Origin of the sequence: Microbacterium sp. (genome assembly GCF_044508325.1) — a bacterium.
In the GTDB taxonomy this organism is placed as follows: domain Bacteria; phylum Actinomycetota; class Actinomycetes; order Actinomycetales; family Microbacteriaceae; genus Microbacterium.
In genome coordinates this window covers 220,774-235,807 of record NZ_JBIQHX010000002.1, presented here as the reverse complement: position 1 = coordinate 235,807, position 15,034 = coordinate 220,774, and the positions used below count along the sequence as shown (strand labels likewise).

The window sequence follows — 15,034 nt, the reverse complement described above, 5'->3', positions numbered from 1 at the left end:
GCCGCTGCGCGGCCTCGCTCGACGACCGGAGGGGTGCCGCTGCGCGGCCTCGCTCGACGACCGGAGGGGTGCCGCTGCGCGGCCTCGCTCAACGACCGGAGGGGTGCCGCTGCGCGGCCTCGCTCAACGACCGGAGGCCGGAGCGAGCTCAGTGTGCGGCGTCGTACGCCTCGATGACGGCGGCCGGCACCCGCCCGCGCTCGGAGACCGTGTAGCCGTTCTCCTTCGCCCAGGCGCGGATCGGCGCGTAGTCGCGCTGTCCCGTGCGGCGTCGGCCGGCGTCGCGGGTGCCCGAGCGCGCGGCCGCGCCGGTGATGCGCCGTCCCGCCTCGACGTAGGGCCGCAGCGCCTCGCGCAGCTGCGCGGCGTGGTCGTCGGTCAGATCGATCTCGTAGGCGACGCCGTCGAGCGAGAAGAGCACGGTCTCGCCGGATCCCACCTCGAGGACGGTGCCGTCCAGGTCGTCGACGAGCTGGTGCACGATTCTGCGGGCCATGCGAGTCAGACTATCCAGTCGGCGGCCGTCTCGACCAGACGCAGAATCAGATGACTCCCTGCGCCAGCATCGCGTGGGCGACCCGCTCGAATCCGGCGCAGTTCGCGCCGACGACGTAGTCGCCGGGGCTGCCGTAGCGCTCGGCCGCCGCGAAGGCGGCATGGTGCACGTCTCGCATGATGCTGCGCAGCTTGCGCTCGCTGTCCTCGAAGTTCCAGCGCTGTCGCGACGCGTTCTGGCTCATCTCCAGAGCCGACGTGGCCACACCCCCTGCGTTGGCGGCCTTGCCCGGCCCGAAGAGCACCCCGGCGGCGCGGAAGGCATCCACGGCCTCGGGCGTGGAGGGCATGTTGGCCCCCTCGACGACGACGCGCACGCCGTTGGCGATGAGCGCGGCGGCATCCTGCTCGTCCAGCTCGTTCTGCGTCGCCGACGGGATCGCGACGTCCACCGGCACCTCCCAGGGCCGGCGCCCCTCGATGAACCGCGCGGTCGGCCGCCGGCGCGCGTACTCGCCGATGCGGCCGCGCTCGACCTCCTTGATCTGGCGCAGCAGCTCGACGTCGATGCCGTCCTCGTCGAGGATGTACCCGGTCGAATCCGACGCCGTGACCGCGGTGGCCCCGAGCTGGCGGGCCTTGTCGATCGCGTAGATCGCGACGTTCCCCGACCCCGACACCGCGACGCGCTTCTCGTCGAGCATGTCATCGTGCACGCCCAGCATCTCCTGCGCGAAGAACACCGCGCCGTAGCCGGTCGCCTCGGTGCGGACCTCCGCGCCGCCCCACTGCACGCTCTTTCCGGTGAACATGCCCGACTCGTGGCGGTTGGTGACCTTGCGGTACTGGCCGAACAGGTAGCCGATCTCACGCGCGCCGACGCCGATGTCTCCGGCGGGGACGTCGGTGTGCTCGCCGAGATGACGGTACAGCTCGTTCATGAACGACTGGCAGAACCGCATGATCTCGCCGTCCGACCGCGCGTGCGGGTCGAAGTCGCTGCCGCCCTTCGCGCCGCCGATGCCCTGCCCGGTGAGCGCGTTCTTGAAGATCTGCTCGAACCCGAGGAACTTGATGATCGACAGGTTCACCGACGGGTGGAACCGCAGGCCGCCCTTGTACGGGCCGAGCACGGACGAGAACTGCACCCGGAAGCCCCGGTTGACCTGCAGCCGTCCCGCGTCGTCGACCCACGGCACGCGGAACAGGATCTGCCGCTCGGGCTCGACGACGCGCTCGAGCACCCCGCCGTCGACGAACTGCGGGTGCGCTTCGAGCACCGGCGTGATCGAGCCCAGGACCTCGTGCACAGCCTGCTGGAACTCCGGCTCGTGCGGGTCGCGGGCCATCACGGTCTCGTACACGTCGGCGACGGCGGGGGGCAGTTCGGATGTCTCGGTCATGGATGAGCTTTCGGCGGGGATCAAGGGCGCGGTCGTGGACGCGATGGCGGGAACGCGGGGGTGACCGTCGTGAGCCCGAAGCAGTCGTGCCGGGTGAGGCCGACCCGTTTCACCCTACCCGCGGCCGCGCGAGCGGTCGCGCTACGCTGAGCCAGACGAGGAGGTCGACGTGCAGTTCGAGCATCAGGACAGGCAGCCCCGCATCCATCCCTCGGCGGTCATCGCCGAGACGGCCGTGATCAGCGGCGACGTCACGATCGGGCCCGACTGCCAGGTGCTCCACGGCGCTGTCATCACGTCGGAGGGCGGCCCGATCACGCTCGGCGAGAACGTCATCGTGATGGAGAACGCTGTCGTGCGCGCCACCTCCACCAACCCGGTCCACATCGGCGATCACGTGCTCATCGGGCCGATGGCGAGCATCTCGGGCGCCACCATCGCCGACGAGGTCTTCCTGGCCACCGGCACGCGCGTGTTCAACGGCGCACGCATCCGCGAACGCAGCGAGGTGCGCATCAACGCGGTCGTGCATCTGCGCACCGAGCTGCCGCCCGAGACCGTCGTGCCCATCGGCTGGGTCGCCATCGGCGATCCGCTGCAGATCCTCCCGCCGGAGGCGCACGAGAAGATCGAGGCGGCCCAGCGCGAGCTCGACTTCCCGGGCTACGTGTTCGGCCTCGACCGGTCGACCCCCGACCTCATGGTGCAGCTCACGGAGCGGTACGGGCACAGCCTCGCGCGGCACGCCGAGGACCGGCGCGTCGACTGACGGCCTCAGCCCCAGCGCTCGCCGCAGTCGCGGCAGCGGAACTCGACCCGCACGTTCTGCTCGCGCAGCTCCGCACGGCGATCCAGCTCCACCGCGAACCAGGTGTCCTCCTCTGCCCGCACATCCGGGGACGCGCAGGCGGGGCAGACCTCGACGATCGCGCTCGTCATTGCGGTATGCCACCTCATGGCACCGACGGTAACCCCGCGCACGCTCGCGCCCGGCAGCGACGCGCGCGTTCCGCCCGATGCGGGGGCCGAATCCGGGCCAGGCGCCCGGGCGCCGGGACATCGGAGACCGGATGCCTAGGCTGGGGTCCGTGACAGACGACGCCGACACGCGGCGCCGACGCGCCAGGACGCGCATCGGCCTGTCGGTGCTCGCTGTCGTCGTGGTCGCGGCGGTGGCGGGAGCGGTGGTCGTGGCGATGCGGATGCCGGAGGCATCCACCGATCTCGCCGATCCGCCGCGGGGAGCGCTTGAGGTGAGCGAGGGAGTCGGCGGCCGATGGCAGGTCGGATCGTTCACGATCACGATCGACACGGCCCTGCACGTGAGCCATCCCGATGCCGCGTCGGCGGTGTGGGAGACTCCCGACGCAGCGGCGTTCGTCGGCGCGGCGCGTGGGGCGGCGCGGTTCACCGACAGCACGGGACTGCTCCGGGTGCACGACCGTCTCGCGCAGACCTGGCCGGAGCAGACGCTCGAGCGGGCGGAGCTGGAGCCCGGGGGGAGCCTCCTGCTGGCGGGCACCCTCGCCGGCGAGGCCACCCGCCAGGGCGAGCCCGCCCTCCCCTGGGCGGTGCGTCTGAGTGAGGGGGCGCCGGGGCGCCTGGATGTGTCGGTGATCGTGGATCCGCCCGCCGACCGGCTGTACGTGACGGCCGGGCTGGCCCCCGGCGAGGGCGTGCACGGCTTCGGCGCTCAGTCTGCGGCGTGGGATCTGCGCGGGCGGCGCATCGCACTGATCCCGCGGGAACAGGGGATCGGGCGTGGCGAGCAGCCGCTGTCGTTCCTCGTCGATCTCGCCGCGCAGGCCGCCGGCGGTCAGGACACCACATACCTCGTCAGCGGGATGAACGTCACCGACGAGGCACGCAGCATGGCCTACCGCGGCACCGCGATCTCGTCGGCCGACCTGCGCCCCGACGACCGGATGGTGTGGGAGGTGTGGGCAGATCGCGCTGACTTCGCCCTCGCCGCCGCCGCCACGCCCGCCGCGGCGATCGCCGTGCAGGCGGAGTGGGCGGGCAGCGGCGCCGCGCCCCCGGCCTGGACCCAGACCGGGCTCATCGCCGGACTGCAGGGCGGCACCGACGAGGTGCGCGCGAAGATCGGCGTGCTGCAGGACGCCGGGGTGCCGTTGGCCGCCGTGTGGCTCCAGGACTGGGTCGGCCGCCGCACCACGAGCTTCGGCGATCGGCTGCAGTGGAACTGGAGCCTCGACACCGAGTGGTACCCCGAGTGGGATGCCCTGGTCGGCGACCTCGCCGATCAGGGCATCCGCGTGCTCACCTACGTCAACCCCGCGCTGTCGGCCGACAGCGGGGCGGCGTCCGCCGACCGCGGCGGACGCGACCTGCACGCCGAGGCGGCCGGGCTCGGCCACCTCGCGCTCGACGAGGAGGGGAACGTGCTCGAGACCGACCAGCACGGCTTCACCGCGGCGACGGTCGACCTCTCCGACCCGGCCGCTCGCGAGTGGCTCGCGCAGGTCATCGCCGACGAGGTCGCCGGCGCCGGCGCCTCGGGCTGGATGGCCGACTTCGCGGAGGGTCCGCCGCCGGACGCGCAGCTGGAGGGCGGCGTCGGAAGCGACTGGCGCGTGCGCTGGCCGCTGCTCTGGCAGGAGGTGAACAACCGGGCTCTCGAGCTGGCGGGACTCACCGACGACGGTTTCGTCTGGCACCGCAGCGGCGGCACCGCCTCGGCCGGCACCGCCGACGCCGTATGGCTCGGCGACCAGACCCAGGACTGGTCGGGCGCGGACGGTCTCGCCTCGGCGATCACGATCGCCCAGTCGCTCGCGGCGAGCGGCATGACGCAGGTGCACGGCGACATCGGCGGCTACACGAGCGTGGCGCTGCCGCTGTTCGGAGACGTTGCACGCGATGACGAGCTCGTGGTGCGGTGGGCCGAGGCATCCCTCCTGCAGCCGGTCTTGCGCACCCACGAGGGCAACCGCCCGGATGCCGCGGCTCAGCCGGCGGAGAACCCCGAGCTGGCCGCCCGTCTGGGCGTGCTCGCACGACTGTGGGTCGCGCTCGGGCCCGAGCGGGCCCGGGCGACCCACGGCGCGCAGCACCCCTTCCTCGTCGATCCGGTGCCCGAACTGCGCGGCGCTGCCGACCACGAGCTGCAGCTCGGGCCGGACCTGCTGCTCGCCCCGGTGCTCGTCGCCGGCGCCGACGCGGTCGAGGTCGTGCTCCCGCCGGGCCGGTGGCAGCACAGCTGGACGGGCCAGGTGCACGGCAGCGACGACGCGGTCACCCGAGTCACGGTGGCGGCGCCGCTCGGGCAGCCGGCCCTGTTCGCCCGCGAGGGGAGCGCGGTCGCGGGCGAGCTCGACGACTTCGTGAGGCAGGAGGGGTGATGGCCGGGCTCGCAGAGCGTCTGCGCGGACCGCGCCTGCCGGCGGTGCTGCTGCTGGTGGCCGCGGCGGCCGGGCTCATCGTGGCGAACTCGCCGATCGGGCCCGCCGTGATCGCGTACTCGCACGTGCACGTCGGCATCGGCCCGGTCGACCTGTCGCTCGGGCACTGGGTGTCGGACGGCCTGCTGGCGGTCTTCTTCTTCATCGTCTCGGTCGAGCTGCTGATCGAGCTGACCCGGGGAGACCTGCGCTCGCCGCGGCGCGCGCTGCAGCCGGCGATCGCGGCCGCAGGCGGGGTGATGGTGCCGATCATCATGTACCTGGCCTTCACCGTCGGTCGCGGACCCACGGCCGGCTGGCCGATCCCCACGGCCACCGACATCGCCTTCGCGCTCGGCGTGCTCGCGGTGTTCGGGCGCGGGCTGCCGTCGGCGGTCCGGGCGTTCCTGCTCGCGCTCGCGATCCTCGACGACATCGTCGGCATCGTGTTCATCGCGGTGCTCTACGCCGAGGGCCTGAACGTCGGGCTCTTCGGCCTGGCGCTGCTGTGCGTGGTCGCCTTCGCGCTGCTCAGCCGCATGCTGGGGGAGCGGACCCGGGCCGGACGCACCCTGATCGTGATCCTGCTCCTGCTGCTCGCGGTCGCCACCTGGGTGCTCGTGCTGCTGTCGGGTGTGCACGCCACGATCGCCGGGGTGCTGCTGGGCCTGGCGATGGCGCAGACGCCCGCGATCGTCACCCGTCACGCCCTGGAGCCATGTGTCAACGGACTCGTGCTGCCGCTGTTCGCGTTCACGGCCGCGCTCGTCGCGATTCCGGCGGTCGGGTGGTCGGGGCTGTCGCCGGCGTTCTGGGGGGTCCTGGTCGCCCTGCCGGCCGGCAAGCTCGTCGGCATCACGGCGGCCGGGCTGCTCGCGCAGCGCTTCGCCGCCCCCGGCCAGCCGCGGCTGGCGTTCGGCGACCTCGTCGCGGCAGGAGCGTTGGGCGGGATCGGGTTCACCGTGTCGCTGCTGCTGGCGAACCTGGCGTTCGCCGGCGAATCGACGCTGCGCGACGAGGCGATCCTCGCGGTGCTGTGCGGGTCGCTCATCTCGCTGCTGCTGTCGGCGGTGCTCGTGTCGCTGCGGGCGCGGCATCATCGGAGGATGGAGACCCGATCATGACCGATGCCCTGCGTGCCGCCGCCGACACCATGCGCACCGTGCGCGACCGGTGCGTCTGGACGCAGCAGATCGGCCACCGCGACCTCGTTCCCTATCTCGTCGAAGAGAGCGCCGAGCTCATCGACGCCGTCGAGGACGGCTCGCGTGCGGATCTGCGCGAGGAGCTCGGGGATCTGCTGTGGCAGGTGCTCTTCCACGCCGAGATCGCCTCTCGCGACCCGGACGACCCCTTCGACATCGATGACGTGGCCCGCGACCTCACCGACAAGATGATCCGCCGGCATCCCCACGTCTTCGGCGGCGAGACCGCCCAGACGCCGGAGCAGGTCCTCGTGCTGTGGAACGCCGCCAAGGCGGCGGAGAAGCACCAGCGCCGCTCGGTCCTGGACGGCGTGAGCGAGCGGATGCCGTCGCTCGCCCTCGCACAGAAGCTCCTCGGCCGGGCCGCCTCGCTGGCGCAATCGTCGCCGAGACCGGGCGATCCGGTCGAGACCGGGGTCGTCGACCCCGGTCTCGACGAGACCCCTCGGGTTCGCGGCGGGGAGGGGCTGCGGGTCGAACCCGCACCGTCCTCCGAGGCCGAGCTCGGCGAGGCGCTGCTGGGCCTGGTCGCCCTCGCGCGCGCCGAGGGCTGGGACGCCGAGCGCGCTCTGCGCGAGCGGCTGCGCGCTCTGCAGGACCGCATCAGGTCCGCCGAGGCCGACCTGGAAGGATAGGCCCGTGGCATCGGTCAATCCTCCGCGCGGCATGCGCGACTTCCTCCCTGCCGACAAGGCGCGCCGCGAGCGCGTGCTCGCCGTCATCCGCGAGCGCTATCGGGCGCACGGCTTCGACGAGATCGAGACCCCGGTCATGGAGGAGCATGGGCGCCTGCACGCCGGCATCGGCGGCGACAACGAGAAGCTCGCCTACAACATCCTCAAGCGGGGACTGGATGCCGAGGCGATCCGCGCCGCGGCAGAAGACCCCGCGCAACTGACCGATCTCGGCCTGCGCTACGACCTCACCGTGCCGCTCGCGCGCTTCTACGCCACGCACCGCGGCGTGCTGCCCACGGTGTTCCGGGCCATCCAGATCGCGCCGGTCTGGCGCGCGGAGCGCCCGCAGAAGGGCCGCTACCGCCAGTTCGTGCAGTGCGACATCGACATCATCGGCGACGCCTCCGACCGCGCCGAGGCGGAGCTGGTGGTCGCGACGCTCGACACCCTCGACGCGCTGGGGCTGGAGGGCGGCATTGTGCGCATCAACGACCGCCGCGCGCTGGACTTCATGCTCGACACGTTCGGCTTCCCCGTCGACGAGCGCCCCGGAGTGCTCATCACGATCGACAAGCTCGACAAGATCGGCCCCGAGGGGGTGGTCGCCGAACTCGCCGAGCGCGGGGCGGCGCCCGAGGCGGTCGAAGCGTTCCGGGCGTTCCTGATGCGGCCGCAGACCCTCGAATTCCACCCGTACGGCGAGCGGCAGATCCGCAAGGCGCTGCCGGAGGGCGCGCCCGATGACATCGTGGCCCACCTCGCCGGCATCGGCGAGGCGGTCGCGGCGGCGCGCCCCTCGACAGGCTCGGGGGCGACGAGCTCGGGGGCGACGAGCTCGGAGGCGACAAGCGCGGAGGCCGGGGGAGTGCCGCTCGTGTTCGACCCGTTCCTGGTGCGCGGGATGGGCTATTACACCGGCACGATCTTCGAGCTCGCCCACCCCAGCGTCGACTACTCACTCGGCGGGGGCGGACGCTACGACGGCATGATCGGCCGCTTCCTCGGGCAGGAAGTGCCCGCCGTCGGCTTCTCGATCGGCTTCGAGCGCATCGTCGACCTGGTGGCCGAGCAGGAGCAGGATGCCGCGGCATCCATCGTCCTCGTGCACGATGCCGACGTCCCCGTCGCCGAGCTGCTCGCCCTCAAGGGCGCCCTCATGGCGGACGGCGCCCGCGTGCGCCTGGAGCGGCGCACCAAGAACTTGAAAGCGCTGCTCGAACGCGCATCGGCCGACGGCTACACCTCGTTCGCGACGGTGTCGGCCGGCACCGCCCGGGACGACCTCGAACTCAAGACCCTCGCGTGACGCGCAGCCGCACCGCCCGGTAGCCGACCCCGACGGCGAACACAGCGACGCCGCCCACGACACTCTGCCACGGCAGCGTGAACGCCAGACCCGCGCACCCCGCCGCTCCGACCACCTGCAGCGCGCGCGGGAAGCGGCGCGCCCGCCCGTGCTGACGCAGCGCCGCGAGGTTCGCGATGAGGTAGTACACGAGCACGCCGAACGACGAGAATCCGATCGCCCCGCGCAGATCGATCAGCAGCACGAGCGCGACGGCGACGGCACCGGTGGCGAGCTCGGCGCGATGCGGCACGTGCGACCGCGGGTGCACCGCCGCCAGCAGCCGGGGCAGATCGCCCTCGCGGGCCATGGCGAAGGTCGTCCGGCCGATGCCGGCGATCAATGCCAGCAGCGCGCCCAGCGCGGCGGCCGCCGCGCCGATCCGCACAAGGGGCTCGGCCCACGCCCACCCGGACGCAGCCACGGCCGCGGCGACCGGATCGGCGGCCGCGGCGGTGCCCGCCGGCCCCAGCACCCACAGCACCGCCGTCGCGACCGTGCCGTAGACGACCAGTGCGACCGCGAACGCGAGCACGATCGCGCGCGGGATGGTGCGCTGCGGATCGCGCACCTCCTCGCCCATGGTGGCGATGCGGGCATAGCCTGCGAACGCGAAGAAGATCAGGCCGGCGGACTGCAGGATGCCGTAGGCCCCTGCGTCCAGCAGGGCACCGCCCTCCCAGCCGGTGTGCACGGGCGCCCCCACCGCCGCGGCCACGGCCGCCGCCAGCGCCAGCAGGGCGATCACCACGATGACGCGGGTCAGCTGCGCCGTGCGCGTGACGCCGAGCAGGTTCACCGTGACCAGCCCAGCGATCGCCGCGGCGGCCACCGGGCGCTGCCACGCCGTCGGGACCGCGTACGCGGCGAACGTGAGCGCCATCGCCGCGCAGCTGGCGGTCTTGCCGACCACGAAGCCCCACCCGGCCAGGAACCCCCACCAGTGGCCGAGCTCGGCGCGCCCGTACGCGTAGGTGCCGCCCGACGTCGGGTGCGCCGCCGCCAGCTGCGCCGACGACGTCGCGTTCCCGAACGCGACGACCGCGGCGATCGCGAGCCCGATGAGCAGTCCGGCGCCGGCCGCGGCGGCGGCCGGCGCGAACACCGCGAAGACCCCGGCGCCGATCATCGAGCCGAGCCCGATGAAGACGGCGTCGCCGAGGTTCAGCCGGCGTGCGAGGGCATTGTCCGCCACTTCGCCGACGATAGCCCCGTCGGGTGAACGAGCGGTGACCTCAACCGGTCAGCGACGCCGCCCATTCGGCCACGCGGGCGGCGCTCTCGGCCTCGGAGAGGTCTTCGACGCGCGTCATGATCGACCAGCGCACGCCGAACGGGTCGCGGATGCTCGAGAACCGGTCACCGGACACGAAGGTCGTGGGCGCTTCGCGCACGACCGCGCCGGCCTCGACCGCGCGGGCGGTGAGGGCGTCCACGTCGGCGCAGTAGAACCCGATCGAATAGCAGTCGTCCTCTCCTTCGGGCGGCGGCACGAGCCGGTAGTCGGCGACCGGCTCGCCCACCTGCAGGTGGCCGTCGCCGAAGTCGAGCTCGGCATGGTGCACGACGCCGCCGGCCTCGGTGACATCGACGATCCGGGCGCCGAAGACGTCGCGGTAGAACTCGATCGCGCCCTTCGCATCGGGGATCGCGAGGAACGGGGTGAGGCTGGTGAGCCCGTGCGGGACTCCGTCGGTGGTGTGCGTGCCGGTCGCGGCAGCGGGGATCGTCTCTTCCATGCGGCCGACGCTACGGCGGGCGCCGGTTCGCGCGCTTGGAGATTCACGACAGACTGGATCGGTGGTCGATCCGACGCGCGGCATCCTCTATCCCGCTCGGCTGCCTCGCTTCACGCGCGTGCCGCCGCCTCCTGCCGCCGCCGAGCTGGTGGCGTGGTTCTGGATCCCCGAATGGGACATCGCCGCTGGGCGCTCGTCGCGGCAGGAGATCGTGTCGTACCCGGCATCCAACCTCGTCGTCGAGCCGCGCGGTGTCGGCTTCGCGGGGCCGACGACGCGCCTCTCGCACCGCGATCTCACCGGTCGCGGCTGGGCGGTCGGGGCACTGCTGCGCCCGGCGGCGACACCCGCTCTCGCCGACCCGGCATCGGCCGTGGACGACTACCTGGCACTCGATCTGCCCGACCTGCACGCGGCGGTGGCTGCGGCGATGACCCTCGATGACGCCGCGGCCCGCCACGCCGCGGCGACCGCCGCGTTCGCCGACTGGCTGGTGCACCGCATCCCGGCGCCGGGGGAGGAGGCGCGGCTCGCGAACCGGATGGCCGACGTGCTCATGACCGACGCCGACGCGCTCCGCGTCGAGGATGCCGCACAGCGCCTCGCGGTCTCGGTGCGCACCCTCCAGCGCCTCGCCCGCCGGTACGTCGGGGCGACACCGTCCGCGATGATCCGGCGCCGCCGGCTGCAGGAGGCGGCGCAGCGGGTCCGCGAGCACCCCGATGCCGACCTCGCCGCCATCGCCGCCGAGCTGGGCTACGCCGACCACGCGCACCTGACGAACGACTTCCGCGCGGTGCTCGGCTTCACTCCCAGCCGATATCGGTCGACCCGGCCCGGCCACCGGTGACGTCACGGATGCGCTATCGCTCCCGCCGAGGACGCTGGTAGCGTGCCCGCCAGGGGGCGGCTCTCGGCGAGGAGAGGAAGTGCCATGGCCCGCACGCACCAGACGGAGGCGCCGCCGCGCGAGCAGTGGACAGGCCAGATCGGCTTCATCATCTCGGCGATCGGCTCCGCGGTGGGCCTGGGCAACATCTGGCGCTTCCCGGGGGTCGCCTATGAGAACGGCGGCGGGGCGTTCCTGATCCCGTACCTGGTCGCCCTGGTGACCGCAGGCATCCCGATCCTGTTCCTCGACTACGCCATCGGGCACCGCTTCCGGGGCGCCGCGCCCACGGCGCTGCGCCGCCTGGGCGCGCCCCGTGCGCGGTGGCTGGAGTCGCTCGGCTGGTTCCAGGTCGCGATCGCGTTCGTGATCGGGCTCTATTACACCGCCGTCATCGCGTGGGCGCTCAGCTACTTCGTGTTCTCGTTCGATCTGCGCTGGGGCGACGATCCGGGCGGCTTCCTGCAGGACGAGTACCTGCAGAGGGGCGACCCGGGGCTCAGCCTCCAGTTCGTGCCGGGCGTGCTGATCCCGCTCGCGGCGGTGTGGATCGCCACGATCGTCGTGCTCGCCGCCGGAGTCGCCAAGGGCGTGCAGCGCGCGAACCTCATCGCGCTCCCGGTGCTGTTCGTCGCGTTCCTCGTGCTCGTCGTACGAGCCCTGTTCCTCGACGGGGCGGCCGAGGGCCTGAACGCCCTGTTCACCCCCGACTGGGCGGCGCTGGCGAACCCCAACGTGTGGATCGCCGCGTACAGTCAGATCTTCTTCTCGCTGTCGATCGCGTTCGGCATCATGATCACCTACGCGTCGTACCGCCGCCGCCGGTCGAACCTCACCACGCCCGGGCTCGTCGTCGCCTTCGCAAACTCGTCGTTCGAGCTGCTCGCCGGCATCGGGGTGTTCGCGACGCTCGGCTTCTTCGCGTTCCAGCAAGGCGTCGCGGTCGCCGAGCTGGAAGGGCTCACCGGCGTCGGCCTCTCGTTCGTGACCTTCCCCGCGATCGTGTCGCAGATGCCCGGCGGTGCGATCTTCGGGTGCCTGTTCTTCGGGTCGCTCACCCTCGCCGGGTTCACCTCGCTCATCTCGCTGCTGCAGGTGGTCTCGGCCGCCGTGCAGGAGAAATTCGGCCTCAGCCGGCCCGGCGCCGCCCTGTGGGTCGGCATCGTCTCAGCCGCGCTGTCGGTGCTGTTCTTCTCGACCACCACGGGCCTGCTCGCCCTGGATGTGGTCGACCAGTGGGCCAACAACATCGGGATCGTGGCATCGGCCGTGCTCATGTGCGTGCTGATCATCTGGGTGCTCCGGCGCGGACCCGAGCTGCGCGCGCACCTGAACGCCGTCTCGACCTTCGCGGTCGGGCGCATCTGGATCCTGCTCGTGGGCCTGGTGGCCCCGGTCGTGCTCGGGTACATGCTGGTCTCGCGGATCGTGACGCTGATCGTCGACGGCTACGAGGATCTGCCGGGGTGGTACCTCGCCGTGTTCGGCTGGGGGACCATCGTGTTCATCGTGCTCGCCGCGATCGTCGTCACGACGCTGCGCTGGAGCCGCTCGCCGGACGACTTCGCGCCCTGGCCGCCGCTGGAGCGCGATACGCGGGCGTCCGAGAAGGGAGCATCGTCATGACCGGGGTCGCGATCGGATTCCTCCTGCTGTCGATCGTGCTCGTGTGGGGCGGGCTCGTTGCGAGCTCGATCTTCCTGTCCCGCCGCCCCGACCGGGCCGACTACCCGCCCGGCGGCATCGACGACCACCGCGAGGACGCCGGCATCATCGAGCACGACACCTGACCGGGCGCGTGTTGACGGATGCCGCGGGCACGGCGATTCTGGACGCATGGCAGAGCCGACCCCGGACGCCTGGCGCGCCGTCGACCAGTACTTCACCGAGACGCTCGTCGGGCACGACCCCGCGCTCGAGGCGGCGATCCGCGATCAGAACGCCGCGGGGCTGCCGCCGATCGAGGTCGCTCCCGTCAACGCGAAGTTCCTGCACCTGCTGGTGCGGATCGCCGGGGCCCGGCGCGTGCTCGAGATCGGGACCCTCGGCGCGTTCTCGACGATCTGGATGGCGCGTGCCCTGCCGCCGGACGGCCACGTGGTCACGATCGAAGCCGAGCCCCGCAACGCGGAGGTCGCCCGTGCCAACCTGGAGCGGGCAGGCGTCGGTGACCGCGTCGAGATCCGGCTGGGCCGCGGCGAAGACGTGCTGCCCACCCTCGCCGCCGAGGAGCCCTTCGACCTCGTCTTCATCGACGCCGACAAGGAGTCCAACACCCTCTACCTCGACTGGGCCGCGCGGCTCGGGCGTCCGGGAACGGTCGTGGTCGTCGACAACGTGGGCCGCGGCGGCGAAGTCACCGACGCCGGAGCGACCCGGCCCGATGTCGTCGGCACCCGGCGGGGCCTGGAGATGCTCGGCACCGACCCCCGGTTCGACGCGACGGCCCTGCAGACCCTCGACCGCAAGGGGTGGGACGGCGTCGCGATAGCGGTGCTGACCTAGCGCCTGTGGCCGCGGCATCCCGTCACTAGAGTGGGGGACGGACCGACGACGCTCCGGCACCACCTCCATCCGAAAGGGAGTCCCCTGTGGCACTTATCGAGGCAGTCAACGCGCGCGAGATCCTCGACTCGCGCGGCAATCCGACGGTGGAGGTGGAGGTGCTGCTCGACGACGGCACCGTCCAGCGCGCCGCCGTCCCGTCCGGAGCGTCCACGGGCGCGTTCGAGGCGTACGAGCTGCGCGACGGCGACAAGGGCCGGTACGGCGGCAAGGGCGCGCGCAAGGCCGTCGAAGCCGTCATCGACGAACTGGGGCCGGCCGTCGAGGGCGTCGAGGCGAGCGAGCAGCGCATCGTCGACGAGATCCTCACCGAGACCGACGGCACCGAGAACAAGTCGCGCACCGGCGCGAACGCGATCCTGGGCGTGAGCCTCGCGGTCGCCAAAGCCGCCGCCGACAGCGCCGATCTGCCGCTGTTCCGCTACCTGGGTGGCCCCAACGCGCACATCCTGCCGGTGCCGCTGTTCAACGTGATCAACGGCGGCGAGCACGCCGACAACGGCATCGACATGCAGGAGTTCTTCCTCGCCCCGATCGGCGCCGAGACCTTCGCCGAGGCGCTGCGCTGGGGAGCCGAGACCTACCACGTCCTCAAGGGCGAGCTGAAGGCCGCCGGATTCGCCACCGGCCTGGGCGACGAGGGCGGCTTCGCCCCCGACCTGCCCAGCAACCGCGAGGGCCTCGACTTCCTCGTCGCGGCGATCCAGAAGGCGGGCTTCACCCCGGGCCGCGACATCGCGCTGGGCCTGGATGTCGCAGCCACCGAGTTCTTCGACGACGGCGTGTACACGCTCGAGGGCAAGGCCTGGTCGGCCGCCGAGCTGACCGACTACTACGTCGGCCTGGTCGACGCGTACCCGATCGTCACGATCGAAGATGCGCTCGCAGAGGACGACTGGGATGCCTGGAAGGCCCTCACCGACGCGCTGGGCTCGCGGGTGCAGCTGGTCGGCGACGACCTCTTCGTCACGAACCCCGAGCGACTGCGCAAGGGCATCGAGCGGGGCGTGGGCAACTCGCTGCTGGTGAAGGTGAACCAGATCGGCACCCTGTCCGAGACGCTGGACGCGGTCGACCTCGCGCACCGCTCGGGCTACACCACGATGTTCTCGCACCGCTCGGGAGAGACCGAGGACACCACGATCGCCGATCTGGCGGTCGCCGTGAACTCCGGTCAGATCAAGAGCGGCGCGCCCGCCCGCTCCGAGCGCGTGGCCAAATACAATCAGCTTCTGCGCATCGAGGAGGAACTGGGCGACGCGGCCGACTACATCGGCCGGGCGGCCTTCCCGCGCTTCACGGACTGACCACGCGC

General features: G+C 72.3%; 15 protein-coding genes. 10 read left to right on the top strand and 5 right to left on the bottom strand.

All coding sequences use genetic code 11. The features are described 5' to 3' along the window. Positions 1-148: 148 nt before the first annotated feature. Together ACIWQI_RS02655 and gdhA are read right to left on the bottom strand one after the other, a co-directional pair. Complete coding sequence (locus ACIWQI_RS02655; RefSeq protein ID WP_396655531.1) at positions 149-496, bottom strand: Lsr2 family protein; 348 nt, start codon at positions 494-496, stop codon at positions 149-151. A gap of 46 nt (positions 497-542) precedes the next feature. Next, positions 543-1,898, bottom strand: coding sequence for an NADP-specific glutamate dehydrogenase (gene gdhA / locus ACIWQI_RS02650; protein ID WP_396655530.1), 1,356 nt, complete (start codon positions 1,896-1,898; stop codon positions 543-545). Positions 1,899-2,067: 169 nt separating this feature from the next. On the opposite strand from gdhA, the gene ACIWQI_RS02645 reads away from it, so the two are divergent. Continuing rightward, positions 2,068-2,667 carry a gamma carbonic anhydrase family protein gene (locus tag ACIWQI_RS02645; protein WP_396655529.1) on the top strand — a complete coding sequence of 200 codons (600 nt, stop codon included), beginning with the start codon at positions 2,068-2,070 and terminating at the stop codon, positions 2,665-2,667. Positions 2,668-2,672: 5 nt separating this feature from the next. On the opposite strand, the gene ACIWQI_RS02640 is transcribed toward ACIWQI_RS02645, so the two are convergent. Continuing rightward, on the bottom strand, positions 2,673-2,855 hold the full coding sequence (locus tag ACIWQI_RS02640; protein WP_396655528.1) for a hypothetical protein: 183 nt from the start codon (positions 2,853-2,855) through the stop codon (positions 2,673-2,675). Positions 2,856-2,986: 131 nt separating this feature from the next. Here ACIWQI_RS02640 and ACIWQI_RS02635 point away from each other — a divergent pair, with 131 nt between their 5' ends. The 4 genes from ACIWQI_RS02635 to ACIWQI_RS02620 are packed head-to-tail and all read left to right on the top strand — an operon-like array spanning position 2,987 to position 8,487. Further along, the gene (locus ACIWQI_RS02635) at positions 2,987-5,260 is read left to right on the top strand and encodes a TIM-barrel domain-containing protein (protein ID WP_396655527.1); all 2,274 of its coding nucleotides are present in this window, start codon (positions 2,987-2,989) and stop codon (positions 5,258-5,260) included. After that, positions 5,260-6,423 (top strand): Na+/H+ antiporter NhaA, encoded by a 1,164-nt coding sequence (locus ACIWQI_RS02630; RefSeq protein WP_396655526.1) that lies wholly within the window; start codon positions 5,260-5,262, stop codon positions 6,421-6,423. The genes ACIWQI_RS02635 and ACIWQI_RS02630 overlap by 1 nt, the downstream gene beginning before the upstream one ends. Then, complete coding sequence (locus ACIWQI_RS02625; RefSeq protein ID WP_396655525.1) at positions 6,420-7,139, top strand: MazG nucleotide pyrophosphohydrolase domain-containing protein; 720 nt, start codon at positions 6,420-6,422, stop codon at positions 7,137-7,139. The genes ACIWQI_RS02630 and ACIWQI_RS02625 overlap by 4 nt, the downstream gene beginning before the upstream one ends. A gap of 31 nt (positions 7,140-7,170) precedes the next feature. Beyond that, complete coding sequence (locus ACIWQI_RS02620) at positions 7,171-8,487, top strand: histidine--tRNA ligase (RefSeq protein ID WP_396655600.1); 1,317 nt, start codon at positions 7,171-7,173, stop codon at positions 8,485-8,487. Here the strand turns inward: ACIWQI_RS02620 and ACIWQI_RS02615 are convergent. Further along, positions 8,471-9,721: an APC family permease gene (locus tag ACIWQI_RS02615; protein ID WP_396655524.1), complete on the bottom strand. Its 1,251-nt coding sequence runs from the start codon at positions 9,719-9,721 to the stop codon at positions 8,471-8,473. The two genes, ACIWQI_RS02620 and ACIWQI_RS02615, sit on opposite strands and share 17 nt — an antisense overlap. 40 nt (positions 9,722-9,761) lie before the next feature. After that, on the bottom strand, positions 9,762-10,265 hold the full coding sequence (locus ACIWQI_RS02610) for a VOC family protein (protein WP_396655523.1): 504 nt from the start codon (positions 10,263-10,265) through the stop codon (positions 9,762-9,764). 61 nt (positions 10,266-10,326) lie between these two features. On the opposite strand from ACIWQI_RS02610, the gene ACIWQI_RS02605 reads away from it, so the two are divergent. From ACIWQI_RS02605 to eno, 5 genes are all read left to right on the top strand, one after another. After that, positions 10,327-11,115 carry a helix-turn-helix domain-containing protein gene (locus ACIWQI_RS02605; protein ID WP_396655522.1) on the top strand — a complete coding sequence of 263 codons (789 nt, stop codon included), beginning with the start codon at positions 10,327-10,329 and terminating at the stop codon, positions 11,113-11,115. A gap of 84 nt (positions 11,116-11,199) precedes the next feature. After that, entirely contained in the window at positions 11,200-12,780 is a 1,581-nt protein-coding gene (locus ACIWQI_RS02600; RefSeq protein WP_396655521.1) for a sodium-dependent transporter, read from the top strand. Continuing rightward, a complete protein-coding gene (locus ACIWQI_RS02595) occupies positions 12,777-12,944 on the top strand; it encodes a methionine/alanine import family NSS transporter small subunit (RefSeq protein WP_396655520.1) in 168 nt (55 codons plus the stop codon). The genes ACIWQI_RS02600 and ACIWQI_RS02595 overlap by 4 nt, the downstream gene beginning before the upstream one ends. A 46-nt stretch (positions 12,945-12,990) precedes the next feature. Further along, complete coding sequence (locus ACIWQI_RS02590) at positions 12,991-13,659, top strand: O-methyltransferase (RefSeq protein WP_396655519.1); 669 nt, start codon at positions 12,991-12,993, stop codon at positions 13,657-13,659. Between the two features lie 86 nt (positions 13,660-13,745). Continuing rightward, positions 13,746-15,026, top strand: a complete 1,281-nt coding sequence (gene eno, locus ACIWQI_RS02585; protein ID WP_396655518.1) for a phosphopyruvate hydratase — start codon at positions 13,746-13,748, stop codon at positions 15,024-15,026. The last annotated feature ends 8 nt before the right edge of the window (positions 15,027-15,034 follow it).